This is a genomic window from Marinobacter sp., assembly GCF_040882185.1.
Taxonomy (GTDB): domain Bacteria; phylum Pseudomonadota; class Gammaproteobacteria; order Pseudomonadales; family Oleiphilaceae; genus Marinobacter.
The window spans coordinates 147,474-171,535 of record NZ_JBBEBW010000002.1 but is presented as its reverse complement, the minus strand read 5'-3'; the positions used below and the strand labels follow the sequence as shown (position 1 = coordinate 171,535).

Annotated in this window: 26 protein-coding genes and 1 riboswitch; of the genes, 12 read left to right on the top strand and 14 right to left on the bottom strand. The window is 56.2% G+C overall.

The window, feature by feature from the left end; genetic code table 11:
* Genes WEB64_RS01825 through WEB64_RS01805 form a run of 5 tightly spaced genes read left to right on the top strand, consistent with a single transcriptional unit; the run spans nt 1 to nt 3,028 of the window.
* Nucleotides 1-369 carry a Na+/H+ antiporter subunit C gene (locus WEB64_RS01825; RefSeq protein ID WP_368062084.1) on the top strand — a complete coding sequence of 123 codons (369 nt, stop codon included), beginning with the start codon at nt 1-3 and terminating at the stop codon, nt 367-369.
* Nucleotides 366-1,886 (top strand): monovalent cation/H+ antiporter subunit D, encoded by a 1,521-nt coding sequence (locus WEB64_RS01820; RefSeq protein WP_368062085.1) that lies wholly within the window; start codon nt 366-368, stop codon nt 1,884-1,886. Before WEB64_RS01825 ends, WEB64_RS01820 begins: the two co-directional genes overlap by 4 nt.
* Nucleotides 1,883-2,371, top strand: coding sequence for a Na+/H+ antiporter subunit E (locus WEB64_RS01815; RefSeq protein ID WP_368062086.1), 489 nt, complete (start codon nt 1,883-1,885; stop codon nt 2,369-2,371). The genes WEB64_RS01820 and WEB64_RS01815 overlap by 4 nt, the downstream gene beginning before the upstream one ends.
* On the top strand, nt 2,368-2,637 hold the full coding sequence (locus tag WEB64_RS01810) for a K+/H+ antiporter subunit F (protein ID WP_368062087.1): 270 nt from the start codon (nt 2,368-2,370) through the stop codon (nt 2,635-2,637). The genes WEB64_RS01815 and WEB64_RS01810 overlap by 4 nt, the downstream gene beginning before the upstream one ends.
* A 58-nt stretch (nt 2,638-2,695) precedes the next feature.
* The gene (locus tag WEB64_RS01805) at nt 2,696-3,028 is read left to right on the top strand and encodes a Na+/H+ antiporter subunit G (RefSeq protein ID WP_368062088.1); all 333 of its coding nucleotides are present in this window, start codon (nt 2,696-2,698) and stop codon (nt 3,026-3,028) included.
* Between the two features lie 6 nt (nt 3,029-3,034).
* Here WEB64_RS01805 and WEB64_RS01800 read toward each other — a convergent pair whose 3' ends face one another.
* Nucleotides 3,035-3,529, bottom strand: coding sequence for a DUF4112 domain-containing protein (locus tag WEB64_RS01800; protein ID WP_368062089.1), 495 nt, complete (start codon nt 3,527-3,529; stop codon nt 3,035-3,037).
* A gap of 64 nt (nt 3,530-3,593) precedes the next feature.
* Here WEB64_RS01800 and WEB64_RS01795 point away from each other — a divergent pair, with 64 nt between their 5' ends.
* The gene (locus WEB64_RS01795) at nt 3,594-3,875 is read left to right on the top strand and encodes a pyrimidine/purine nucleoside phosphorylase (RefSeq protein ID WP_368062090.1); all 282 of its coding nucleotides are present in this window, start codon (nt 3,594-3,596) and stop codon (nt 3,873-3,875) included.
* A gap of 174 nt (nt 3,876-4,049) precedes the next feature.
* Nucleotides 4,050-5,693: a fatty acid--CoA ligase gene (locus WEB64_RS01790; protein WP_368062091.1), complete on the top strand. Its 1,644-nt coding sequence runs from the start codon at nt 4,050-4,052 to the stop codon at nt 5,691-5,693.
* Between the two features lie 58 nt (nt 5,694-5,751).
* Here the strand turns inward: WEB64_RS01790 and WEB64_RS01785 are convergent, their stop codons facing one another.
* From WEB64_RS01785 to WEB64_RS01755, 7 genes are all read right to left on the bottom strand, one after another.
* A complete protein-coding gene (locus WEB64_RS01785) occupies nt 5,752-6,420 on the bottom strand; it encodes a glutathione S-transferase (protein ID WP_368062092.1) in 669 nt (222 codons plus the stop codon).
* Between the two features lie 109 nt (nt 6,421-6,529).
* On the bottom strand, nt 6,530-7,789 hold the full coding sequence (locus WEB64_RS01780; protein WP_368062093.1) for a D-amino acid dehydrogenase: 1,260 nt from the start codon (nt 7,787-7,789) through the stop codon (nt 6,530-6,532).
* A 67-nt stretch (nt 7,790-7,856) separates the two neighbouring features.
* A complete protein-coding gene (locus WEB64_RS01775; protein WP_368062094.1) occupies nt 7,857-8,213 on the bottom strand; it encodes a translation initiation factor Sui1 in 357 nt (118 codons plus the stop codon).
* Between the two features lie 139 nt (nt 8,214-8,352).
* A complete protein-coding gene (locus WEB64_RS01770) occupies nt 8,353-8,703 on the bottom strand; it encodes a DUF2007 domain-containing protein (protein ID WP_368062095.1) in 351 nt (116 codons plus the stop codon).
* A 32-nt stretch (nt 8,704-8,735) separates the two neighbouring features.
* A complete protein-coding gene (locus WEB64_RS01765) occupies nt 8,736-9,260 on the bottom strand; it encodes a DUF4136 domain-containing protein (protein ID WP_368062096.1) in 525 nt (174 codons plus the stop codon).
* A 134-nt stretch (nt 9,261-9,394) separates the two neighbouring features.
* A complete protein-coding gene (locus WEB64_RS01760) occupies nt 9,395-10,747 on the bottom strand; it encodes a sensor histidine kinase (RefSeq protein ID WP_368065509.1) in 1,353 nt (450 codons plus the stop codon).
* Nucleotides 10,744-11,430, bottom strand: coding sequence for a response regulator transcription factor (locus tag WEB64_RS01755; RefSeq protein WP_368062098.1), 687 nt, complete (start codon nt 11,428-11,430; stop codon nt 10,744-10,746). The genes WEB64_RS01760 and WEB64_RS01755 overlap by 4 nt, the downstream gene beginning before the upstream one ends.
* 251 nt (nt 11,431-11,681) lie before the next feature.
* Here WEB64_RS01755 and WEB64_RS01750 point away from each other — a divergent pair, with 251 nt between their 5' ends.
* The 3 genes from WEB64_RS01750 (at nt 11,682) to WEB64_RS01740 (ending at nt 15,397) form a co-directional block, all read left to right on the top strand.
* Nucleotides 11,682-12,902 (top strand): GNAT family N-acetyltransferase, encoded by a 1,221-nt coding sequence (locus tag WEB64_RS01750; RefSeq protein ID WP_368062100.1) that lies wholly within the window; start codon nt 11,682-11,684, stop codon nt 12,900-12,902.
* Between the two features lie 66 nt (nt 12,903-12,968).
* Nucleotides 12,969-13,124, top strand: a riboswitch (TPP riboswitch).
* Nucleotides 13,114-14,490, top strand: coding sequence for a sodium:solute symporter (locus WEB64_RS01745; protein WP_368062101.1), 1,377 nt, complete (start codon nt 13,114-13,116; stop codon nt 14,488-14,490). It overlaps the preceding riboswitch by 11 nt.
* A 103-nt stretch (nt 14,491-14,593) precedes the next feature.
* Nucleotides 14,594-15,397: a DUF3750 domain-containing protein gene (locus WEB64_RS01740; protein WP_368062102.1), complete on the top strand. Its 804-nt coding sequence runs from the start codon at nt 14,594-14,596 to the stop codon at nt 15,395-15,397.
* Between the two features lie 22 nt (nt 15,398-15,419).
* On the opposite strand, the gene alkB is transcribed toward WEB64_RS01740, so the two are convergent.
* Entirely contained in the window at nt 15,420-16,073 is a 654-nt protein-coding gene (gene alkB, locus WEB64_RS01735) for a DNA oxidative demethylase AlkB (RefSeq protein ID WP_368062103.1), read from the bottom strand.
* 326 nt (nt 16,074-16,399) lie between these two features.
* On the opposite strand from alkB, the gene WEB64_RS01730 reads away from it, so the two are divergent.
* Both WEB64_RS01730 and WEB64_RS01725 read left to right on the top strand, forming a co-directional pair.
* Nucleotides 16,400-16,759 (top strand): PA2779 family protein, encoded by a 360-nt coding sequence (locus tag WEB64_RS01730; RefSeq protein ID WP_368062265.1) that lies wholly within the window; start codon nt 16,400-16,402, stop codon nt 16,757-16,759.
* 7 nt (nt 16,760-16,766) lie between these two features.
* Complete coding sequence (locus tag WEB64_RS01725) at nt 16,767-17,759, top strand: PA2778 family cysteine peptidase (protein WP_368062104.1); 993 nt, start codon at nt 16,767-16,769, stop codon at nt 17,757-17,759.
* 167 nt (nt 17,760-17,926) lie between these two features.
* Here WEB64_RS01725 and WEB64_RS01720 read toward each other — a convergent pair whose 3' ends face one another.
* From WEB64_RS01720 to WEB64_RS01700, 5 genes are read right to left on the bottom strand one after another with little or no spacing between them, the layout of a single operon-like run.
* A complete protein-coding gene (locus tag WEB64_RS01720) occupies nt 17,927-18,160 on the bottom strand; it encodes a formate dehydrogenase subunit delta (protein WP_368062105.1) in 234 nt (77 codons plus the stop codon).
* Between the two features lie 21 nt (nt 18,161-18,181).
* On the bottom strand, nt 18,182-19,012 hold the full coding sequence (gene fdhD, locus WEB64_RS01715; protein WP_368062106.1) for a formate dehydrogenase accessory sulfurtransferase FdhD: 831 nt from the start codon (nt 19,010-19,012) through the stop codon (nt 18,182-18,184).
* Between the two features lie 2 nt (nt 19,013-19,014).
* Nucleotides 19,015-21,912, bottom strand: coding sequence for a formate dehydrogenase subunit alpha (gene fdhF / locus WEB64_RS01710; protein ID WP_368062107.1), 2,898 nt, complete (start codon nt 21,910-21,912; stop codon nt 19,015-19,017).
* 23 nt (nt 21,913-21,935) lie between these two features.
* Nucleotides 21,936-23,465 carry a formate dehydrogenase beta subunit gene (locus tag WEB64_RS01705; protein WP_368062108.1) on the bottom strand — a complete coding sequence of 510 codons (1,530 nt, stop codon included), beginning with the start codon at nt 23,463-23,465 and terminating at the stop codon, nt 21,936-21,938.
* Nucleotides 23,465-24,001 (bottom strand): formate dehydrogenase subunit gamma, encoded by a 537-nt coding sequence (locus WEB64_RS01700; protein ID WP_368062109.1) that lies wholly within the window; start codon nt 23,999-24,001, stop codon nt 23,465-23,467. Before WEB64_RS01700 ends, WEB64_RS01705 begins: the two co-directional genes overlap by 1 nt.
* Between the last annotated feature and the right edge of the window lie 61 nt (nt 24,002-24,062).

Below are 24,062 nucleotides of genomic sequence, written 5' to 3'. Positions count from 1 at the left end.
ATGGAACTCGTATTCGCACTGATAATCGGGACGCTCACCAGCACCGGCGTCTACCTGCTGCTTCGCGCACGCACTTTTCCGGTCGTCGTCGGGCTGACACTGCTGTCTTACGGCGTGAACCTGTTCCTGTTCTCGACCGGACGCCTTATGACAGACGGCCAACCCATCATTGGCGGCGCAGAGGTTTATACCGACCCCCTGCCGCAGGCATTGGTGCTGACCGCCATCGTTATCGGCTTTGCAATGACTGCTTTTGTGGTGGTGCTGGCGCTGCGAAGCCGGGCAGATACCGGCGTCGATCATGTTGATGGGGCTCAAAATCAGGCCGTACAAAATGAGTTGGCGGACGCCCGGGAGAAGACCCAATGAACCACTGGCTAACCGCGCCTATTCTCATTCCCCTTCTGGGTGGCGTACTGCAGATATTCATGGCTTATGCCCCGATGCAACTGCGCAGAACACTGGCCCTGGCCACCACCGTCCTGATGGTGGTGGCCGCCGTCGTATTGCTGGGGCTTGCCGATGATGGCACTTACCGCATGTACGCTTTCGGTCACTGGCAGCCTCCGTTCGGTATCGTACTTGTACTGGACCGTCTGGCGGCCCTGATGCTGTTGGTCACCGCTATTCTTGCGCTGTTCTGTCATATTTATTCGATTCACCGTACAGACACCCAGGGGCCGCATTTTCACACCCTGTTTCTGTTCCAGCTCACCGGACTCAACATTGCCTTTCTGACCGGCGATCTGTTCAACCTCTTCGTCGCGTTCGAAGTATTACTGATCGCCTCCTATGGGCTGCTCCTGCACGGGGGTGGAAGCACCCGCACCGTGCCCGGACTGCACTACGTGGTTCTGAATCTCATCGGCTCTGCCCTCTTTCTGATCAGCGTTGGCATGATCTACAGCGTAACCGGCACCCTGAATATGGCGGATCTGGCGGTACAGGTGCCCAACATAAGCAGTGAGGACCTGCCGCTTGTGAAAGCCGGAGGGATGTTGCTGCTCGTGGTATTCGGCCTGAAAGCCGCCATTCTGCCCTTGTGCTTCTGGTTACCCAGAGCCTACGCCAGCGCTACAGCGCCAGTTGCAGCGCTATTCGCAGTGATGACCAAAGTTGGCATCTACGCCATCCTTCGGGTATACACCCTGGTTTTTGGAGATGAAGCCGGTGAGCTTGCGAACCTGGGTATGGACTGGATATTCCCGTTCGCACTAATCACATTGGCTGTCGGTGTCGTGGGCCTGCTTGGCTCAAGAACGCTTAAAACACTGATCGCCTGGCAGGTCATCATTTCCGTCGGCACGTTGTTGGCGGCCATCGGTCTGAGTACCTCGGCGGGCACCTCAGCGGCCCTGTTTTACCTTATCAACACCACGTGGGTGGTTGGTGGGTTGTTCCTGGTGGTGGATCTGGTCTCCGACCAACGCGGCTCAGCGACTGACAAGATCGTGACGGCCCCCAGAATGCACAACCGGGCCCTGCTGGGAACACTCTTTCTGCTGGGTGCCACCGCCAATGCCGGGTTGCCCCCCCTGAGCGGCTTCTTTGCCAAGCTGCTGATTCTCCAGGCCGTCACACCCGGCGTCGAGATGGCGTTGCTTTGGTCCGTTATACTGATTGGCGGTTTTTTCACCCTGATCGCCTACAGTCATGCGGGCAGCATTGTGTTCTGGCGAAATAATGAGGGGCATATTGAATCTGACAGTAAACTGACGCTGCCGGTGACGGTATCGGCTACTGCACTGATCGGGCTCAGCATTGTGATTGTGGCGCTGGCGGGTCCTATCAGTCGTTACACCGACGCTACGGCGGCCCAACTGCACAACCCAGCAGGCTATATTGAAATTCTTGAGATGCCTGTGTTCTCGGAGGGTAAAGAATGAACCTGCGTTTCGGTTTGCCCCAACCCCTATTGAGCTTTACGCTTCTGCTGGTCTGGCTGATGCTGGCCGGTGCGTCGGCGGGTAACGTTGTACTCGGGCTGGTACTCGCCTGGCTGCTACCGCTGTTTACCCAGGGGTTCTGGCCTGACAATCCCGCCATCCACAAACCCTGGAAGCTGGTTTGGTACGTACTGAAAGTCATCGTGGATATCGTGGTGGCCAGCATTACAGTCGCGCGCCTTGTTCTGAGCTTCAGGCGCGAGCCAAACTCTGCATTTATCTGCTACCCCCTGACCCTTGAGCACCCCTTGGGAATCACCATGCTGGCCAGTACGATTTCCCTCACACCGGGCACAGTCAGTGCGGATATCAGTGACGATTACAAAATGCTTTTGATCCATGCGCTGGATGTGACGGATGACGAAGCACTCATGGCCGATATTCACAAACGTTACGAAAAGCCGTTGTTGGAGCTATTCTCATGATTGCCTTTGCGCTGTCTTTCACTATAGCCCTGATCAGTCTTGCGGTTGTACTTAACATCTATCGGGTGGTTAAAGGTCCAGACGCTCCGGACCGGATACTCGCCCTGGATACCCTGTACATCAACGCCATCGCGTTAATCATTCTGTTCGGTATTGCCCTGGGCACACGGCTTTATCTGGAAGCAGCCCTGCTGATCGCAGTCATGGGCTTCGTGGGAACGGTGGCGCTGGCCAAGTACCTCAAACGCGGAAGTGTGATTGAATGAGCAAAACACACCACACTGTTTATAACAGCCTCCAGCGACTGACAGAGAGAGTCCGGCCATGACGTTTATTGCAGAACTGATAGTCTCGATATTACTGGTTACCGGCGGTGTATTTGCACTGGTAGGCGCTATCGGCCTGGCCCGATTCCCGGATTTCTTTACCCGGCTACATGGCCCGACCAAGGCGACAACGCTGGGGGTCGGCAGCATTGCGATGGCTTCGGTGGTGTATTTTTTCAGTCAAGGCCAAGGCACGGGCCTGACTGAATTTCTGATTATGGTATTTCTTTTTATGACCGCGCCGATAAGCGCCAACATCATTGCCAAGGCGGCCATGCACATCAAGGTTGGGATTACAGATAGAACCCGCGGCAGACCCTGGGACCAGTAAGCCGCCTTACGTCAGAAACAGCGCCTGGAACACCAGCACCGCCAGCGACACCAGAACCAGCCCGAACACCGTCACTAGCCCATAGGACAGCCAGCGCCTGCGAGGTTTCGAAGGCGTCAGCTTTTGCTCGATATGGGCTCTTACAAGTGCCGCGTTGCGGTCATTGGCTTTCCACATAAGATCAAAGGCATCACCGAACAACGGGACCAGGCCAATCACGAATTCAACCAGCACATTGCCCAGCATTTTTACGATGGTTCTGGTTCCGGCGCCAATTTTAATGGCCTCGCCAATCAGATAAAGCGACAAGCCGAGGCCTGCCACGTCGCCAACACCGGGCACCAGCCCAATCACCGGATCAAGGCCGAACCGGATACGGGTGAAGGGAATCCTGAATTTGCTATCCAGCATCTGGGCATAGCGATCGAGCCGACGCAGTGAACTTATGTACTTTTGCTGTTCCGGATTCTGCGGTTGGGAGTCGCTCTGAATTTTCGTCATATTTGTCATTTTCACAAGATTAAATTGCCGTATAGTAGGCCTTCCCAATTTCAGGAGACATTCTATGTTGAAGGTTAACGAGTACTTCGATGGAAAAGCAAAATCCATTTCATTTCAATCCTCTACCTTACCTGCGACCGTTGGGGTGATCAGTCCGGGCGAGTACGAATTCGGTACCAGCCAGAAAGAGACCATGACGGTTATCAGCGGCGCGCTGACGGTTCTGCTGCCAGGCATGTCTGAGTGGATGGTCTACGGCGCTGGTGAAGGCTTTCAGGTCGCCGGGCAGTCCAGCTTTCAGGTTAAATCTGACATCGATACTGCTTATCTCTGCACCTACGAATAGAGTCGAATAAACCGCAGTAAACCACGTTTGGCCTGCATTCTACTAATCCGCCGGGAAATACCTTCCCCCTGCGGATTTTGCCTCATGAACGGTTCCGGTTTCAGGTCAACTGTGTCAGATTAATGCCCTGTCTCGCTACAACTCCAACACACGAGAACCAGAGGTATTGTCACAATGGCTCAGACCAAGATTCTTCCCGCAGCTGATAACGCTTACCAGTACCCGCTACTGATCAAGCAACTGCTTCTGTCAGCGCCCCGGTACGCACCAGACCAGGAAATCTGTTACGCCAATCGCAGCAAGTACACTTACACCGACCTAGTAGAACGCATTCACCGTCTTGCCAACGCGCTGACCAATGCTGGCATCAAGGCGGGCGATACCGTAGCGGTACTGGACTGGGACACGCCCCGCTATCTGGAATGTTTCTTTGCGATCCCGATGATTGGCGCGGTACTGCACACAGTCAACGTTCGGTTATCGCCAGAGCAGATCGTTTACACGATGAACCATGCTGAAGATGATCTGGTGATGGTCCATGATGACTTCGTGCCGTTGTTGGAGCAGGTCAGTAACGAGCTGACCACGGTAAAAGGCTATCTCCAACTGACCGATGAGAAACAGGCGAAAGCCACCAGCCTGAAAAGTCATGGTGAATACGAGGCCCTGCTCGCCAAGGCCGACACCCACTTTGACTTTCCTGATTTTGATGAAAACAGTGTTGCCACCACCTTTTACACCACCGGTACTACCGGTAACCCCAAAGGGGTGTTCTTTAGCCACCGGCAACTGGTCTTGCACACACTGGTGATGGCGAGCGCCCTTTCCACCTACGACGAGCGCCCCCTCATGCGGTCCTCGAGCGTGTACATGCCCATCACACCGATGTTCCACGTACATGCCTGGGGCGTGCCCTACGTGGCGACGTTGCTGGGCATCAAGCAGGTTTACCCGGGCAAGTATGAGCCCGAGATGCTGGTAGACCTGTTAAAACAGCACAAAGTGACGTTCTCCCACTGTGTACCGACCATTATGCAGATGCTGATGGCGAGCGAATCCATCAAGACGGCCGATCTCAGCGGCTGGCACGTGTTGATCGGCGGTAGCGCGCTCACCGAAGGGCTCTGCAAGGCTGGCGCCAAACTAGGCATTCATATGTACACCGGTTACGGCATGTCTGAAACCGGTCCGCTGCTGACTACCTCTCATCTGCAACCAGAGGACCTCGACCTGCCGCTGGAGCAGCAGTCCGATAAACGCACCAAAACCGGTATCCCGGTGCCATTAGTGGATATCCGTATTCTCGACGACAGCGGCAAGAGCCTGCCCATGGATGGCGACGCCAAGGGCGAGGTCGTCACCCGCGCGCCCTGGCTGACCCAGAATTACCTGAAGGAGCCCGAGAAAGGCGAAGACCTGTGGTCCGGGGGTTGGCTCCATACCGGTGATGTGGCCAGCATTGAGGCCAACCATACCCTGGTCATCAAGGATCGCATCAAGGATGTTATCAAAACCGGCGGTGAGTGGTTGTCATCGCTGGATCTTGAAAACCTGATCAGCCAGCACCCGGCCATTGCTGGCGCTGCTGTGGTGGGTTTGCCGGACGAAAAATGGGGGGAACGCCCGCACGCACTGGTGGTTCTCAAACCGGGAGAAGATGCGAATGCAGCCACCATTCAGAAGCATCTGCAACAGTTTGTTGAAAGTGGAGAAATTAATAAGTGGGCGATTCCGGAACACATTGATTTTGTTGACGACATACCAAAGACCAGCGTTGGCAAGATCAACAAGAAGTTGATTCGGGATCAGCTGAAATAAGAGTCAGACCACTAACCGGACGGGGAGCCGTAGACGCCGGCTCCCCCAGCTCGCCTACTCAGGCGAAATCGTATTCTCCCCCTTTTTCAAGAGCTCTCTGATAGGCAGGTCGAGCGTGCATACGCTCGACATACGCCGTGATATGGGGCCGGTTCTTGCCGACGATACCCCGGGCCACTGAGGCTTCCAGCGGAAAGCTCATCTGGATATCCGCCGCGCTGAGGTTATCCCCCAGGAACCAGGTATTCTTTGCCAGATGGGATTCCACAAAATCCATGTGGGTTTTAATCATTGGGCCAATGAAAATCTGATTGGTCTTGTCGGCAATCCCTTTCGCCACCGGTTTGATAAAAAACGGCATGGGGCTGGTTTTTACCTTTTCAAACACCAGGCGCATCACCAGCGGGGGCATCAGCGACCCTTCGGCGTAATGCAGCCAATAGGTGTAATCGAGCCACGCCTGACCGCCACCCTCTGGCAGCATCGAGTCTTTGCCATAAGTATGGGCAAGGTATTCAATGATGGCACCGGATTCTGCGACAGTCAGGTCGCCATCGCTAATCACCGGCGATTTGCCTAACGGATGTACTTTCTTGAGGCTCACAGGCGCCAGCATGGTTTTGGGATCGCGCTCGTAACGCTTGATCTCATAAAGCACTCCCAACTCTTCCAACAACCAGAGAACGCGTTGTGAGCGGGAATTATTAAGGTGGTGAACTGTAATCATGCAGAAACTCCGTTCGCATCGAGAGAATGAGCAGGTTAACAGAGTAGGCTGCAAATGACGTTTTGGTTCACCGCCTTCGTGCTTTGAGTCGCCTTTTTTCTATAAATAATCAGCGGGTAAGACCGGTGAACGCGAAATCCACTTCCGGCTTCCGGCCGGTAATAATGTCCGCAATGGCTGCGCCGGAACCGCAGGCATGCGTCCACCCCAGTGTGCCATGCCCAGTATTGAGGTACAGGTTTCTGAAGTGACTCCTGCCGATGTAAGGCACGTTGGAGGGCGTTGTCGGCCTGAGGCCTGTCCAGAACGAAGCCTGATCCCAATGGCCAGCCTCTGGCATGATTTCAGCGGTGCGGCGTACGATCGCCTGACAGCGGGTCATGTTGATATCCCGACTGTAGCCGTTAATCTCAGCAGTACCGGCTATCCGCATTTTGTCGCCGAGGCGTGAGTACACCAATTTGTACTGATCATCGGTCAAGCTGACATTGAAGGCAGCATCCGCATTCTTCACTGGCACCGTGATGGAATAACCCTTGGCGGGATAGATGTTCAGGGTCAGTCCCAGAGCTCTCGCCATTGGCGCGCTGTAGCTGCCCATACTGAGAACATAACCATCGGCTCGAAGGGTTTCGTGGAAACCTTCGCACAGCGTATGAACGCCTATGATTGTATCTCGGGTTTTATCAAACCCCACCACCTCGGTGCCATAACGAAACTCAACACCCGCCGCCGCGGCTTTCTCGGCCAGCGCCTGAGTAAATTTTCGCGCGTCCCCAGACTCATCTTCCGAAGTATAGGTCGCACCGGTGATTCGATCGCGGATCGGCGCCAGTGCGGGTTCCAGCTCAACCGCCTTGGCCGCATCGATTACCTGGCGGTCACAACCAAGCTCTCGCATCTGCCGGGCGGGCTCAAGCGCGCCCTGGAATTCTGCTTCGTCGGTGTAAAAATGCAGGATGCCCCTCTCGAGATGGTCATAATCAACCCCGGTTTCCTTACGCAGCGCCTGCAGACAGCTGCGACTATAGGTGCCGAGATTGACCATCTGGCGGATGTTATGAGCGGTTCGGGCAGGGGTACACTCCATCAGGAAACGCAGCCCCCAGCGCCACTGGGCGGGGTCCATACGAAACCGGAACAACAGCGGCGCATCAGGCTGGCTGAGCCATTTCAGCACTTTTAGCGGCGCAGAGGGGTTTGCCCAAGGCTCCGCATGAGATACCGAAATCTGGCCACCGTTGGCATAGCTGGTTTCTACCCCGGCTTTGTTCTGACGGTCAACAACGGTCACGTCGTGGCCAGCCTGTCTCAGATACCAGGCTGTCGTAACACCCACAACACCCGCGCCCATGACCAGAATATGCATGCCTGTCCTCCACTTTTTCTAAAATGATCAATCAATCATTGTAGTGGGTAAGTTCCCGATTTGCGTCCTAGTGTCCCGAACGGCGAACCGTCCAACCTTTCTCCTGCAACAGCGGCATCAACGTATCCCGCTGGTCGCCCTGTATCTCGATCACTCCGTCTTTCACCGTGCCACCGACACCGCAACGGGCTTTGAGCACCTTGGCGAACGCCTTGAGTTGATCAGGATTCATCGGTACCCCGGTAATCAGTGTGACACCCTTTCCTTTGCGCCCCTTGGTCTCCCGGCTGATCCGCACAACGCCATCCCCCGCTGGCTGGGCAGATTGCTTGCAAGTACAGTCATCTATCGGCTGGCTGCAACCGGGGCACATCCGGCCCCGCTCTGTCGAAAATACCAGGCCGCCCTGGTTGCGGTTTTTCATAATGCGATCCTGTCAGCTTCGCCCGCAGCCATAGCGCAAAGCATGTGCCATGCCAGTGTGATGGCATGATTGGCTACGAGCCCTTTATGCGAAGTAAATAGCCGGAAATGATGTGAGAGCAACACTATAGCAGCAGTGTTCAGGAACCGATAAACAATGCCAGCAACATGGCAAAGAAGCCGCGCTTGCGACGTTTTGAGGCCAAATCAGATAAGCCTGAGTGGTGGGCGCCCTGCTCGTGGGCAGGCCCGTTTTCAGGGAAATCGTCGATCAGGCCGGAGCGATCCTCTGCCAGGATTCTCCGGGCCCGGTATAAATCGTCTTCCTGCACTTGCAAACGAACACCGCCAATGGCGTTTGACAACATCCACTGCATGTTAACGGTGTGCTCATCTGCTACGAAGGCGTCTATACCTTCAGATTCCAGACGCGATCGGTCGAGATGCGCCTCCAAAGGCATCGAATACCGCCCAAGTGTCACCCAACTCACAGGTAACAGCTCCCAAGATCAGGCATCTGAACTCAAATCTCTGGCGGATACTTGGCGAACATGTCGGCAACGACTTCGTCAATCAGTTCCCGACGATACTCGGGGCTCTGGTCCTCATTCAGATAACGCCTGCTGGCACCGCGCCATACGACCTGGGAGGTTTCGGAGTCCACCAGTTCAACCACCAGTTTGCCTTCCTGGATTTCACGCACCGGAGGTGCCGTGGCAAATCCAAAACCGAACGCGCCACGACCGAGGCCCAGACCGTAAGACAACCCGGTGGTATCGAGGCGATCGACTTTTTCAACGCGATAGGACACCAGAAGATCTGCTTCCTCGTTCGCCATCCTGGTCATGTTTTCGCGATTAAGCTCACGTTCCACCGCGCTCTGAACGCGGGCGCCATCGAGCGACACAAAGCCGGAATCGTCCTTGTTGTCGGCGAAGGCCCAAGAGCTGTAATTACCGAATACGGTTGCCGAGTTGTAATCCGTCACCACATTGCTGGCGCAACCGGACAACATAATAATCATCAAGGTGGCCGCTAATACACGCATAGCTGCTCTCACTCCCATTCAATGGTTTATTGTTTAACAGTATACGCACAGATTACCTGTGAAGAGGCATCACACGCATTCCAGTGTCGAAACTGTAATCCACTTTTCGAATCTCACCTGTAGTGATAACGACTTCATGCCGGGCCGGTAAATATCGGCCAGCTCAAAGACACAATCAGGCCGCTGTTCTTGCCATTGGTGGCAGAGATATGACCGTCATGGGCTTTCATTATGTCTTTGGCAATCGCTAAACCAAGCCCCCAACCCTGTCCGCTCCGGGCTTCGTCGGCTCGGTAAAATGGCTCGAACAACTTGGGCAACACCTCGGGCGGCACGCCAGGACCGGTATCCGAGATCTCACACCTCAGTGTTCCAGCACTGGCCGATAGCGTAATGCTGACCACCTGTCCCGGCGCAGTGTGATCCAGAGCGTTCTGCAACACATTGTCCAATCCACGCTGTAGCAGCCCTTCATCGCCAAGCACGGTCACCTGCTGACATTCCGGTCCAGCTTTGAGCTCACAATCCACTTGCCGGTGCTCGGCATAATCAGCCGCATCCTGCAACACTCTGTTCAGTACCGTGACCAAGCGGACCGGCTCCCGTGCAAAATCGGAGCCCTTTTCAGTTACCCGGTAGAGCGTCAGTATCTGCGCCGTCATGGCTTCCAGTCGCTCATTCTGGCGCAGAATGCTGGCCATAAGCTCCGGCTCGGCTTCCGCGTTCTCGCTGGCCAGTTCAATGGCAATTCTCTGCCGGGTGAGCGGAGTTCGTAAATCATGGGAAATGTCCCGCAACAGATGCTTCTGCCGCTCGAGCAGATCGCACAGTTGCTCCGTCATGCCGTTGAACGCCTTCGCCAGTGCGCCTATTTCATCCCGACGCCCCACAATGCCAGGGCTGACCCGGAGAGAAAGATCGCCGCTCGTAATGGCGCGGGCCGTTGATTCAACATGTCGCAAAGGTTTCGAAATACGACGCGCCACCCACCAGCACGCGAGGGTAATAATCACAAAACCCAGCACCATCTCTAACCATTGAAACAGCCGCGGGTCCAGCCAGCCTTCACTCCCCAGACGAGGCCAGGCTACCAGTCGATAGCCGTTATCAATGTCAATCACCGCGGGACGCGCCCTATGCCAGCCACCGCCCATGCGCTCTCTGATTGAACTGGGCAGGGCGTCACTTCGAGCCTCACCTTCCTGGTCGGACGAATCGATGAGAATCAGATGTAAATCGAGATTTCTGCCCTGCTCCTTGAGAAAACGCCAGGCCGCTCCACGCCCCTGGTCTTCCCCCGTGCCTTCACGGATGGCAATGGCCTCAAGCGCTATTTCGCGCAGACCTTCCTGGCGCTCGATAGCCAGACGCTCCCGGTCCATCAGTTCCCGGGTGGCGATATTGCTCACAACGACGGTCAGCGCCATGGCCAGCCAGATCAGCAGAAAAATTCGCCAGAACATGGGAAAAGAGAGCTTTTGCCTCACAACGCACCCCGATAGCTGTAGCCCAGACCGCGAATAGTTTCGATGCGAGGCGGCTCATCGCCGCCGAGCTTGCGTCTCAGATTGCTGATGTGCATATCGAGCGTGCGGTCATGAGGCGCCAAACGGCGGCCCAGGGCCCACTGCATAAGGTCGGTCTTGCGAACAACACTGCCGATGTGGGCCAGCAGCACCTGAAGCACCTCGTACTCGGTAGCCGTAAGGTCCAACGCCTCCCCATCCTGATAAATCCGGCGCTGTACCGGCTCCACCCGCAAGTCGCCGTATATACGGGAAGCATCCAGATCCGTAGCTTGATCCCAGGCCACTCGACGCAAAATGGCCTGCAGGCGGGCGACTAGCTCACGGGGATTGCAGGGTTTCGGGATATAGTCATCGGCGCCGACCTCGAACCCGACAATGCGGTCGGTTTCGTCTCCCCGGGCCGTTAAAAGAACAACCGGTAAATGAGTCTGCGCTCGCAATTGCCGCAGCACTTCCAGGCCATTGATATCAGGCAACATGATGTCCAGGACCACGATGTCGCAATGGTTCTCTGCAGCCAGCGAAAGACCGTCCTTGCCATTGGCTGCTTCACGAACCGTAAAGCCCTGGCCGGTCAGATAACGAGCCAGAAGCTGGCGGAGTTCTTCATCATCTTCTACAAGCAGGATTCGGTTCTGCATAGGTGATCTCTCACATAGGTGCTCGAAGTCTAGCACGGGCTCAAACAGCGGCCATCCGGTCACTTTTGCGCTTTACAAAATCTTTACGACAGTCTCCGTGATAGCATTAAGGTCTACGCCGACCGAACCCACTACTTTTTCAAAGCTGCTGTTCAGTTCTGATATCTGTTTGCTGGCAACCCCCGTGATCGCCACCGGGGTTCTCGCGTATGGTATAGAGTGTTGAACGCACTCAGGAGCATTACCTCATCATGGCAGAATCTGTTGCCACCCCCCTCACGATCCGGGCTGTTAATTCCATAACTGAGATACCCGCCCATATCTGGGATGGCTTCAGTGGTACCGAGAGTATTGAGAGTACCGGAGGTATTAAGAGTACCGAGAGTATTGAGAGTACCGGGAATCCATTTTTACGTCACAGTTTCTTAAAAGCGCTGGAAGACACCGGCTGCACTGTTACTGCAACTGGCTGGACACCGTCTCACCTGGTTTTCTATCGGGGTGGTAAACAGGTGGGTGTCGCCCCTGCCTACCTGAAGTCTCATTCACGGGGCGAATACGTCTTTGACTGGGCCTGGGCCGAAGCCTATCAACGCTATGGATTTGAATACTATCCCAAGCTGCTTATCGCGGTGCCATTTACCCCGTCCGTTGGTGCACGGCTGCTAATCGATAAACATGAGCGCGAACGTATCAGCCCGGATGAACTCAATGAAGCGCTGGACACCTTGGCAGCCGAGGTCGGCGCTGGCAGTTGGCACCTTCTGTTCCCCAACCAGTCGGATCAGCGCCTGCTCGACGCGCCGGGGCGCATGCATCGGCTGGGCTGTCAGTTCCATTGGTTCAATTATGATTATGAGGATTTCGAAGCCTTTCTGGCGACGCTCACCTCCCGTAAACGCAAATCCATACGCAAGGAGCGGCGCGCCGTGACAGCCCAGCGCATCGAATTCCGGCACTTCCCCGGTGCCAGTCTTCCAGACCACGTATTGTCCGCCTTTTATGTGTTCTATAAGGCCACCTATCTGAAACGCGGCCAGCGTCCCTACCTGAACCTCGAATTCTTTCAGGCATTGCGTCAGAACCAGCCGGGCCAACTCCACATCATTATGGCCGTCAAAGATAATGATATGATCGCCGGAGCGCTGTTTCTGACCAGTGAAAGCACACTCTATGGCCGTTACTGGGGGTGCCTTGAGGAGTACAACCACCTGCACTTCGAGACTTGTTACTATCAGGGCATTGAGCTGGCCATAGCGCAGGGTCTCCACTGCTTTGACGCGGGCGCCCAAGGCGAGCACAAGCTCGTAAGGGGGTTTGAGCCTGTGTTGACGCACTCCTGGCACTGGGTCGCCAACCTTGCCTTTGCAGACGCCATTGCCCAATTCACCCGGGAAGAAGCTCGCGAAGTCGAAACCTACCGCCAAGCCGCCCTGGAGGCGCTTCCCTACCGGGAACAGGAAGAGCCATAAACAAGTGCGGTCTGATTGTGGCACTATAGAACCTCGAAAATCGAATACCAGAAACCACCTTACACTCATCGTCGCCAGGGGAGTCTCGCCGGCAAACATGTCGGTCCGGGCTGAGAAACAGCACCACTGCCCACCACACTTAAACAATCTGATGGGGCAGTGCCTAAACCCTGGAACCTGATCCGGTTAATACCGGCGGAGGAAGCGCGACATGCTTTACACCACCGTTGCGGCGCTGGCTGCAGCCCTGCTGTTGTTTACGTGGCTCGGATTACGGGCTCGCCTGGCTGATGGCGGGCTGGACGACTACGTCACCGCCCGAAATTCCCAGGGCGCCAAAGCCCTCGGGCTGTCATTTCTGGCCTCCGGAATGGGGGGCTGGATCCTGTTCGCGCCACCCGAAGTCGGGGCGCTGGTCGGCCCCATCGCCCTGGCTGGCTACGCCATCGGCGCTGCACTGCCTTTTATCGTGTTTGCCTATTGCGGTCCCGCGATCAGACGCTACCTTCCCGAAGGCCGAAGTATCGGTGAGTTTGCCCAGGCTTGTTACGGCAATGTCGTTCGGCGCTGGGTTTCGCTGATCTCGGTGCTCTACATGCTCTGCTTCCTGACGGCAGAATTAACTGCCATAGGAGCCATTACTTCACTGTTGTCCGGTATCAACGGCGGCATTGCCGTGATTGGCGTTGCGGTTACTACACTGATCTACACCGCCTGGGGTGGCCTTCGGGCCAGCCTGATGACTGATCGATGGCAGGGGCTATTGCTGATTCTGTTGCTTGTCGTGGTCGGTTTTGTAGCGCTCAGACAGTTACCGGCGATGGCGGATACCGCAGTATTGCCGTCGATCCCTGTGGGTAGCGCACTGAGCGTTGCGCTCACGCTGATTATTGCCGTTACCGCCGCCAACCTCTTTCACCAGGGCTATTGGCAACGCCTGTGGTCGGCGAAGAGCGATGCGGCTCTTGGCCGTGGTGCCTTGCTAGGCGGTGCTATAACTGTTGTTGTGGTTGCCGTGGTTGGCGGCCTGGGCATTGCTGCTGCCATGAGTGGCGTCGACCTTGGAACGCCACCGATTCCATTCTTTGCACTGCTCAACAATGCCCCCGCGTGGCTTACAATCCCTGCTCTCGTGCTGGCGCTCACGCTGGTAGCCTCCTCCGTCGATACCCTGCAAAACGCCATGGCTTCCCTGGCAGTCACTGAGAAAAAAGGATTGTCCCTGACTGGCGCACGCTGGGTAACGGTGGCACTGATGGTGCCCGTGGTTATCATCGCACTCCAGGGCGTTTCGGTACTCAGACTATTCCTCATTGCCGACCTGCTCTGCGCCACTGCCGTGGTTCCGGTACTGATGGGCCTGTGGTCGAGGATGACCACGAAGGCGGCTATTACTGGTGCTCTGGCAGGGCTTTTGGGTGCTGTATTACCGGGCTGGGCCGCAGGGGGCAACCTGATGTCAGGGCTTGTGGTTGCCAGCTTCCCCGGCGGGATTCCAACCCTGGGACCCTTTGCCGGTGCTCTCGCCGCTTCCGCAGTCGTTAGCCTTCTCGTGGTTCTGGTGACACCTCACCCGAAACCACAGTAATACCTATCGGTAATGCTACCCATTGATACCGGGAGCTGCATGCGACGTATACTGGTCGAAATTCAAACACCGAACAACGCATGCAGTTCGAGGTACCCCTGGAATGATCAGACCCCTTCGATGGCTCATCAGAACCACGTTATTTTTGTTGGTTCTGCTGGCAGGCCCGGCATTGATCGCAGCTTGCAGTTCTCAGCCAGGCCAGAGCTGGCGCGACACAGATCGCACCAGCGCGGGTATTGCGCCCTTACCCGCACAGACAGAAGAAGCCGTCGTTCAGGTTTATGGTGCAAGAGCCTATAACTGGCGTGGCCATTTTGCGGTCCATACCTGGATTGCAACCAAAGATCGCGGGGCCTCTACCTACGTGGTACACGATGTCACCGGCTGGGGTTATCAGGCCGTGCGATCCCGCCCCGGCGCGCCAGATAACGCCTGGTATGGCAACCCACCAATGCTGCTGGCAGACCTCCGGGGTAAGCAGGCAGAATCCGCCATCACCAATATCGGATCAGTTATCGCGGCCTATCCGTATCCTAACGAATACAACGCCTGGCCCGGCCCCAACAGCAATACCTTCGTAGCCTGGGTCATCCGGCAGGTTCCGGAACTGGACGTAGCACTGCCCAATATCGCCATTGGAAAAGACTATCTCGCTGACGGAGTCTTTGCCAAAGCTCCCAGTGGTTCGGGCTATCAGTTCTCCCTCAACGGTTATTTCGGACTGATGGCCAGCGTTCGGGAGGGCGTTGAACTAAACATCCTCGGCCTTAATATTGGAATCGACCCTCTGGCTCTGGCCATCAAGCTGCCTGGAATCGGACATATTGGGCTGCGTGACCCGTGGATGGACCGGTCGACATGGAGCGAGACTCCCATCGTGGAACGGGTATCAGACGCCAATTGAAACGGCAAACGTTCTCCGGGCGTCAGGCCCCCGCTTTTCGGAAAGTCAGATTAATACGGCAGTCACCTGTTAGCTCGTGATATCCAGATTTCAGGGGGCTCACTCCGTGGTATCGCAACCGGTCGGCCCCGCCCCAAACCACCACGTCGCCGTGACTCAGGGGCAAACGCGCCGGTTTGTCGTTGCGAGCCATACCCCCAAACTGAAATACCATTGGCAGCCCAAGTGATACCGACACGATAGGGGCGGAATAATCCTCTTCGTTCTTGTCCTGATGCAGCGACATCCGGCTACCAGGCAGATAACGATTAATCAGACAGGCATCCGGCGCAAAGCCGGAGTAGCCTGCCTCTTGAGCGGCACTGGTCGCCAACTCCAATAGACAATCCGGCATTTCAGGCCAGCGCCGTGCGGTCTGCGGATCATGCTCGGTGTAGCGATAGCCGGTGCGGTCGGTTACCCACCCCAGGCGCCCGCAATTGGTCATCGCGGCTGACATCCGGAAGCCACCCGGTGTGATCATTTGGCGAAACGGGGCTTCTCGCGCAATCTCCTCAATCGCCCTCACCAGGGCGCTGGCAGAATTATACGCAAAGCCGTGAAGCCAGACCGTGCAGTCCCCGAGCCTCTCCGCGTAAGGTTCATCCTGATGTGTAGCAAACAGATCACCGGTCACTTGTCACCTCACCAAATATCTCTTTGCCAATCACCACTGTACCAGTCTGTGTGAGGCCCAGGGTGTTCGAGTTCATATCAATGCAGCTCTGCTCCGCAGTGCGAGTTACCGAAGTAATCTTCGGAGTTACAGTCGGCACACACAACAGCAGTTTTATAGCTTGTAATACCAAGGTATTCTCCCAATACGACACGGAACAGTAGAGTGTCGAAGTCATAGCGGTTACTGTCTATCCCTCAGACAACATCGACGTATGTGATAACAACTCAAACAGGAGCAGTTCAATGCAGGCAATTAGATCTTATCTTCGTCAGGTATCTATCGTAATGACGTTTGCCATGATGATGACCACCCTCTGGGCTGTACCTGCCTCCGCAGCGATGGTCGGAACAGGTGAAGTACTGACTGAACAGCGAGCTGATATAGACCGCGCTTCGTTGATGAGCATGCTGGAAAAAGAAGAAGTAAAAGACGTTCTGGCCAGCATGGGTGTGAGTGAATCAGAAGTCGAAAACCGCATTCAGAGTCTGACTCCGGCAGAACTGGCTGATTTTGAGCAACAGCTAGCAACGGCCCCTACGGGTGAAGGCGTGGTCGGTGTCATCGTACTGTTTTTGGTTATCTTCATTGTGACCGATTTGCTATGTGCTACCAATATCTATCCGTTTATCAACTGCATTCGCTAACAGCGCGTTGATAGTCTTAATTCGGCAATGGGCCACGGTCAGCTTTTTACTGGTCGTGGCGGTGCTGGCCGGATGTGCCAGCACACCCCAATGGCCCGAGGCCCCGCCATCTCAATCGGGCAGTTTTCAGGAACGGCAACTGCTCACGGATGTGCCCTTCTACCCCCAGGAAAAATACCAATGCGGCCCCGCTGCACTCGCCACCATGCTCAACACCCAGGGCCACAATTCTGACCCCGACGCGTTGGTGGAGAAAGTCTATATACCCGAACGCCAGGGCACCCTCAAAGTCGAAATGGTGGCGGCAGCACGCAGCCATCAACTGCTGGTTTACCCCCTGGACCCGAACCTTACCGATCTGCTGACCGAAGTGGCCGCTGGCAATCCGGTTCTGGTCATGCAAAATCTGGGTTTCGGCTGGTGGCCACAATGGCATTTCGCAGTCGTCATGGGCTTCGATCAGGTTCGCAACGCTGTAATCCTCCACACCGATACTCGCAAGGCCCACGAACAATCGCTCCGGGTATTCCTCACCACCTGGCAGCGGGCTGAGAAATGGTCAGCCGTAATGTTGCCGCCGAACCGTCTGCCCGCCACCGCCAAACCTTTAAAGTACCTGACCGCTGCCAGCGACCTGGAATCCACCGGGCAACTCGAAGCCGCTCGCGCCGCCTACAGCACGGCAACGGAGACATGGCCCGATCAGCCTGCGGCCTGGCTGGGTCTTGGTAACGTGGCCTATCAGCAATCAGACTGGCAAACCGCTTCGGCTCAATACAGCGAGATGGTGGAACGGTTTCCGGATATGGCGTCAGGTTGGAATAATCTGGCCCATGCATTGAAGAAGCAGGGCTGTGACACCGAAGCCAATGCGGCTGCGGAATGTGCCTACAGGCTGGATGAAAAGCGATTTTCCGGACTGATTGATGCAAAGCGGGAATCCGAAGAAGACCCACAGCAATGCCCTGAAATACTGTGCCCTGTGAAGGCTGACTACTGAACAGGATAGAGGTGTCTAAAGCAAGCGGGTAGGTCTTTCCAAAACACGCTGTAAATACGTCCGTGTACGCTCGGGCTCCGCCATCCATGGCTCCGCACGGTTTTGGAAAGACCTACCCGCTTACTTTCTTGCCAATTAATACGTGCCTTCAAAAAACCAAAACGCCATTACGCCGCTGCCTTTTCCCGTAACAATTCCACCGCCATCCGGGAGACCGGCAGTAACCCTTCGCCACCTTCATCGAGGTGACTGATGATCAGCTGTTTCATCGACCGGGCCCAGAATTTCATCAGGTGCGCTGCTACCGCTTCTGCAGCCTGATGATCACTATCGTGGTGCTGATTATTGACACTGATCTGGTTGATCATTTTGATCAGATTATTCAGTTGCTGATCGCTCACGGTGAGCTCTCCCCGATAAAGTTATGACGATCCGGACGCCTCGCCCGGATGATAGATCACGTGTCTGTTCGGGCGTGCAAAGCCCACCAGCATCAGGCCAGCCTTGCGGGCCTGCGCTACAGCCAGCGCCGTGGGGGCCGAGACTGCCACCAGGCAACCGATGCCCACCGCCGCACTCTTCTGCACCATCTCGAAACTGGCCCTGCTGGAAATCAGGGCAAAACCCTGCTGCAAGTCGCTGCCGGTCCGTAGCTGAAAGCCAATCAGTTTGTCCAACGCATTGTGGCGGCCAACATCCTCGCGCACTGCCAGAATATCGCCCGCCAGATTGCACCAAGCAGCCCCATGGGTAGCTCCGGTCTCTGCCTGCAGAGGCTGATGGTTCCGCAACGACTGCACGGCTCGCTGAATCGCTGCGTCGCTGACCACAACACCAGCCCTCAGTAATTTGATAGGCCGAATCGCCTGTTCAAGCGACTCGGTACCACAGAGCCCACAACCGGTGCGACCGGTCATATTGCGACGCTGGGCCTTCAGGACCGCAAAGCGTTCGTTGCTGATACGCATGCTGACTGACAGCCCTTCCGGAGCCTGCTCAACCTCCAGGTCGTAAAGCTCGCCGGGGCTTTCAATGATGCCTTCCGTCAGACTGAAACCGAGTGCGAAATCCTCAAGATCAGCCGGGGATGCCAACATCACCGCGTGAGAGATGCCGTTGTAGACCATGGCCACCGGCGTTTCCTGGGCCACCACATCGTCTGTCATTCCGTGAACAGACCCGCCCGGCTGGCCGAGCCCGCGCACATCAACCGCAGTCCTGACCAGCGCCGGATTGTCAGTCTTCGCCGCCAAAACTACTTCATTCCAGCCGTGATATTGTCAGCTGGCTGCTCCAGATAAGCATGCTGGCGTTTGTCGAACTGTTTGAAGTTCTGTTGCCATTCCGAGGGCTGGGTGACCTTTTCCACCTGCACTGCCGTGACTTTGTATTCTGGACAATTGGTGGCCCAATCAGAGTTGTCAGTGGTAATTACGTTAGCGCCACTGCCCGGATGGTGGAAGGTGGTAAACACCACTCCGGGTAACATGCGTTCGCTGATTTTGGCCCGCAGTACGGTTTGCCCGGCACGGCTGCTGATCCCCAGCCAGTCACCCTCCTTAACACCACGAAGCTCGGCATCGCTGGGGTGAAGCTCCAGCACATCTTCTTCGTGCCACCGTTTGTTGTCGGTCCGCCGGGTCTGCGCCCCGACGTTGTACTGAGACAGGATGCGACCGGTAGTCAGCAACAAGGGGAAGCGGCGCGTCGCCCGTTCGTCGGTGGCGACGTATTCAGTAATAGCAAAATTACCCTTGCCAATCGGGAAATCCAGCGTATGCATGGTCGGCATACCAACCGGGTATGCGTCGTTGCACGGCCACTGGATACTGCCAAGTTCCTCCAGTTTCTGGTAACTGACTCCAGTGAAGGTCGGCGTCAACTGGGCTATTTCATCCATGATTTCGGATGGGTGGTTATAGTGCATGGGATACCCCAGGGCATTTGCCAGGGCGACGGTCACCTCCCAGTCTTCCTTGCCTGCGACCGGTGCCATCACCTTGCGTACCCGGTTGATCCGCCGCTCGGCGTTGGTGAAGGTGCCGTTCTTTTCGAGGAAGGTGGAACCGGGTAAGAGGACATGAGCGAACTTCGCGGTTTCATTGAGGAAGATATCCTGCACAATCAGGCAGTCGAGAGCTTTCAACGCTGCTTCCACGTGATGCGTATTGGGATCGGACTGGGCAAGATCTTCGCCCTGCACATACATCGCCTTGAACGTGCCAGCAATAGCGGAATCAAACATATTGGGAATCCGCAGACCCGGCTCGTTGTCCAATTTCACACCCCAGAACGCCTCGAATTTTGCCCGAATGGCGTCATCGGCCACATGCTGATAGCCCGGCAGTTCATGGGGAAAGGACCCCATATCGCAGGAACCCTGCACATTGTTCTGGCCCCGCAGCGGGTTAACACCGACGCCTTCCCGGCCAATATTGCCCGTGGACATCGCCAGGTTGGCAATGCCCATTACCATGGTGGAGCCCTGGCTGTGTTCGGTTACCCCCAGGCCGTAATAGATTGCACCATTGCCAGCCCCGGCGTAGAGGCGCGCCGCCCGGCGAACGTCGGCGGGAGGCACGCCGGTGACGGTCTCCATGGCTTCCGGCGAATTGCGCGCCTCGCTGATAAACTCACGCCACTTGCTGTAAGCCTTTTCGTGGCAGCGAGCGTCGATGAAAGCCTGATCTTCCAGGCCCTCGGTGATCACCACGTGAGCCAGTGAATTAATCAGCGCCACGTTAGTGCCCGGACGCAAAGGCAAGTGTAAAGTCTCTCCGCCGTGGGGTGTTTTCAGCAGATCTATCCGGCGGGGGTCCACCACGATCAGCTTGGCTCCCTGACGCAGGCGCTTGCGCATCTGGGACGCGAACACCGGATGGGCATCGGTGGGGTTGGCGCCAATAACCATGATGGTGTCGGCTTTCATCACCGAATCGAACGTCTGGGTACCCGCCGACTCACCCATGGTGGTTCTGAGACCAAAGCCGGTGGGGGAATGACAAACCCGGGCACAGGTGTCGGTGTTGTTGTTACCGAAGGCTGCCCGGATCAACTTCTGAACCAGGTAGGTTTCCTCGTTCGTGCATCGGGACGAGGTAATACCGCCAACGCTTTCGCGACCGTATTTGGCCTGGATATCCTTGAGCCGGCCAGCCGCAAACCCAATGGCTTCTTCCCACGACACCGTACGCCAGGGCTGATCAATGGAGTCCCGGATCATTGGCTCCCTGATACGGTCCTTGTGGGTGGCATAACCGAAGGCAAACCGGCCTTTTACACAGGAGTGGCCATGATTGGCGTCGCCACCTTTGTAGGGCACCATGCGCACCAGCTCATCGCCTTTCATCTCAGCTTTGAAAGAACAGCCAACACCGCAATAGGCACAGGTTGTTACCACACTGTGCTCCGGCTGACCGACCTCGATGACGCTCTTTTCCATTAGTGTCGACGTAGGGCAGGCCTGAACACAGGCACCGCAGGACACACATTCGGAATCCATGAAATCTTCCATTTGACCGGCGGACACCTTGGAGTCGAAACCGCGGCCATCGATGGTCAACGCGAAGGTGCCCTGCACTTCTTCACAGGCACGCACACACCGTGAACACACAATGCATTTGCTGGGGTCAAAACTGAAATAGGGGTTGGACTCATCGGTTCTGGCATCCAGATGATTCTCACCGTCGAACCCGTAACGCACTTCCCGAAGCCCCACCGCACCCGCGACATCCTGAAGCTCACAATTGCCGTTGGCAGGACAGGTCAGGCAGTCCAGGGGGTGATCGGAAATATACAGCTCCATAATGTTGCGACGGAGCTTGCCGAGTTTGCTGTTCTGGGTGGTGACGCTCATTCCCTCAGCAACGGGCGTGGTGCAGGAAGCCGGGGTTCCGCGCCGACCCTCAATCTCAACCGCGCAGATGCGGCACGAACCGAAAGCTTCAAGGTTGTCAGATGCACACAGCTTGGGGATGTTGATGCCAGCGAGCGCTGCTGCCCTCAATACTGAAGTGCCTTCCGGCACAGCAATCTCCACCCCGTCGATGGCAACCGACACCGGTTTCTCAGATAACTGCGCAGGCGTACCGTAATCCTTGTCCGGATCGAAAGAACCTTTCGCGGGATTGGTGGGATCGTAATATTGCAACATAATCTGGCCTCGCTCAGTCAGCCTTACAGGTCTTGGGGAAAATGCCTCATCACGCTTTGTACCGGGAACGGCGTCATGCCGCCCATCGCACAGAGCGAGCCGTCCACCATGGTTTCGCAGAGGTCGCTCAATAATTCAAGATTAGCATCGCGGTTCGTACCTGCCCGGATACGGTCGATAACCTCGACCCCCCGAACGGAGCCAATTCGGCAAGGGGTGCATTTACCGCAAGACTCAACAGCGCAAAATTCCATCGCAAACCGCGCCTGAGCACCCATATCCACCGAATCATCGAACATCACCACCCCACCATGACCTACCACAGCGCCCAGCGCCGCAAACTCTTCGTAATCAATCCGGGTGTCCCACTGACTTTCCGGTAAATAACTGCCCAGTGGGCCGCCAGCTTGCACCGCTTTAAGAGGGCGCCCGGTGTAAGTACCACCACCGAAACCCTCCATCAGTTCACGCAGGGTGATGCCGAACGCCAGCTCGACCAGTCCGCCACGCTTCACATTACCCGCCAGTTGCAGTGGTAAGGTGCCACGGGAGCGACCCATCCCGTAGTCAGCGTAGGCCTGGCCTCCCTTGTCCAGAATGAACGGAATCGCCGCCAGGGAGAGTACGTTATTGACCACCGTGGGTTTGCCAAACAACCCCTTTCTAGCAGGCAGCGGAGGCTTGGCTCGCACCATACCCCGCTTGCCCTCCAAACTGTCCAACAACGACGTTTCTTCACCGCAAATATAAGCACCGGCTGCAAGACGGACTTCCAGATCAAAGTGCCTGCCGCTGCCGCAAACGTCTGCGCCCAGGTAGCCACCCTCATAGGCTCGTTCAAGAGCCGCCTTGAATATACGATGCGCCACCGGGTATTCGGATCGCAGGTATACGTAGCCCTGGCTCGCGCCAACCGCCAGCCCGGCAATGGTCATGCCCTCGATCAGCATATAGGGGTCGCATTCCATCGTCAGGCGATCAGCGAAGGTGCCCGAGTCCCCCTCATCCGCATTGCAGACAATGTATTTCTGACCTGGCGCTTCATCCAGCACCGTCTGCCACTTAATGCCGGTTGGGAAGGCGGCTCCACCGCGTCCTCGCAGGCCCGAGGCCGTGACTTCATCCACGATTGCCTGGGGCGGGATGGCAAGCGCCTTTTCAAGGCCACGGAAGCCGTCATGGGCACGATAATCTTCAATTGAAAGCGGGTCCGTCACACCAATGCGGGAGAACGTCAGGCGTTGCTGTTTCTTCAGGTAGGGGATTTCTTCCGTCAATCCCAGCGCCAGCGGATGAGCTTGAGCACCGTCGAACAACCCGGAGGTCACCAACCCTTCAACATCCTGTGTCTCCACCGGACCGAAGGCGACCCGCCCCTCGGGTGTTTCCACTTCAACCATCGGCTCCAGCCAGAACAGGCCCCGGGTGCCGTTGCGAATCAACTCAATATCGATCCCAAGGGCAACGGCTTGCGTTTGGATAGCCGCCGCAACCGAGTTAGCGCCCATGGAAAGCGCAGTGGTATCACAGGGCACAAACACTCTGATGGTCATTACTTCAGCTCCAGGATGGAGGTGGTTAGCTGATCAACCAGCCGGTCGAATTTTTCGGGCGTGACGCGACCAACAATCTCGTCGCCGATGCGAATTGAGGGTGCGCATGCGCAGTTGCCGAGGCAGTAAACCGGCTCGACAGTAAATTCCTGGTCCTTGCTGGTCTGATGAAAATCCACCCCCAGACGCTGCTTGACATGAGCTTCCAGATTACGACCCCCCATAGCCTGGCAGGCTTCTGCCCGGCATACTTGAACTACATGGGTGCCCACCGGGTGGCTGCGGAAGTGATGATAGAAGCTGATGATGCCATGCACTTCGGCACGGGTCTGGCTCATCGCTTCCGCGATGATTGGAACTGCGGCTTCAGGAATGTAGCCAAACCTGTCCTGAATGGCATGCAATACCGGCAACATGGCACCGGGTTTATATTTGAGTGCGTCGATTTCCTGTTGCACAAGGGCGGGAGTCCATTCCTCGTATCCTGGTGACACCGAAGCCTGGGCGGTACGCTTGTTTTGCTCAGATATATGCATGATCATTCTTATGTATTATCGATTTGATACTGGATTCAGTGAAAATAGCACTCTCGTAACT

What these genes read in the sequence shown, in the direction of transcription:
- WEB64_RS01825 (WP_368062084.1), top strand. Translation starts at nt 1, where the DNA reads ATGGAACTCGTATTCGCACTGATAATCGGGACGCTCACCAGCACCGGC.
- WEB64_RS01820 (WP_368062085.1), top strand. Translation starts at nt 366, where the DNA reads ATGAACCACTGGCTAACCGCGCCTATTCTCATTCCCCTTCTGGGTGGC.
- WEB64_RS01815 (WP_368062086.1), top strand. Translation starts at nt 1,883, where the DNA reads ATGAACCTGCGTTTCGGTTTGCCCCAACCCCTATTGAGCTTTACGCTT.
- WEB64_RS01810 (WP_368062087.1), top strand. Translation starts at nt 2,368, where the DNA reads ATGATTGCCTTTGCGCTGTCTTTCACTATAGCCCTGATCAGTCTTGCG.
- WEB64_RS01805 (WP_368062088.1), top strand. Translation starts at nt 2,696, where the DNA reads ATGACGTTTATTGCAGAACTGATAGTCTCGATATTACTGGTTACCGGC.
- WEB64_RS01800 (WP_368062089.1), bottom strand. Translation starts at nt 3,529, where the DNA reads ATGACGAAAATTCAGAGCGACTCCCAACCGCAGAATCCGGAACAGCAA.
- WEB64_RS01795 (WP_368062090.1), top strand. Translation starts at nt 3,594, where the DNA reads ATGTTGAAGGTTAACGAGTACTTCGATGGAAAAGCAAAATCCATTTCA.
- WEB64_RS01790 (WP_368062091.1), top strand. Translation starts at nt 4,050, where the DNA reads ATGGCTCAGACCAAGATTCTTCCCGCAGCTGATAACGCTTACCAGTAC.
- WEB64_RS01785 (WP_368062092.1), bottom strand. Translation starts at nt 6,420, where the DNA reads ATGATTACAGTTCACCACCTTAATAATTCCCGCTCACAACGCGTTCTC.
- WEB64_RS01780 (WP_368062093.1), bottom strand. Translation starts at nt 7,789, where the DNA reads ATGCATATTCTGGTCATGGGCGCGGGTGTTGTGGGTGTTACGACAGCC.
- WEB64_RS01775 (WP_368062094.1), bottom strand. Translation starts at nt 8,213, where the DNA reads ATGAAAAACCGCAACCAGGGCGGCCTGGTATTTTCGACAGAGCGGGGC.
- WEB64_RS01765 (WP_368062096.1), bottom strand. Translation starts at nt 9,260, where the DNA reads ATGCGTGTATTAGCGGCCACCTTGATGATTATTATGTTGTCCGGTTGC.
- WEB64_RS01755 (WP_368062098.1), bottom strand. Translation starts at nt 11,430, where the DNA reads ATGCAGAACCGAATCCTGCTTGTAGAAGATGATGAAGAACTCCGCCAG.
- WEB64_RS01750 (WP_368062100.1), top strand. Translation starts at nt 11,682, where the DNA reads ATGGCAGAATCTGTTGCCACCCCCCTCACGATCCGGGCTGTTAATTCC.
- WEB64_RS01745 (WP_368062101.1), top strand. Translation starts at nt 13,114, where the DNA reads ATGCTTTACACCACCGTTGCGGCGCTGGCTGCAGCCCTGCTGTTGTTT.
- WEB64_RS01740 (WP_368062102.1), top strand. Translation starts at nt 14,594, where the DNA reads ATGATCAGACCCCTTCGATGGCTCATCAGAACCACGTTATTTTTGTTG.
- WEB64_RS01730 (WP_368062265.1), top strand. Translation starts at nt 16,400, where the DNA reads ATGACGTTTGCCATGATGATGACCACCCTCTGGGCTGTACCTGCCTCC.
- fdhF (WP_368062107.1), bottom strand. Translation starts at nt 21,912, where the DNA reads ATGTTGCAATATTACGATCCCACCAATCCCGCGAAAGGTTCTTTCGAT.
- WEB64_RS01705 (WP_368062108.1), bottom strand. Translation starts at nt 23,465, where the DNA reads ATGACCATCAGAGTGTTTGTGCCCTGTGATACCACTGCGCTTTCCATG.
- WEB64_RS01700 (WP_368062109.1), bottom strand. Translation starts at nt 24,001, where the DNA reads ATGCATATATCTGAGCAAAACAAGCGTACCGCCCAGGCTTCGGTGTCA.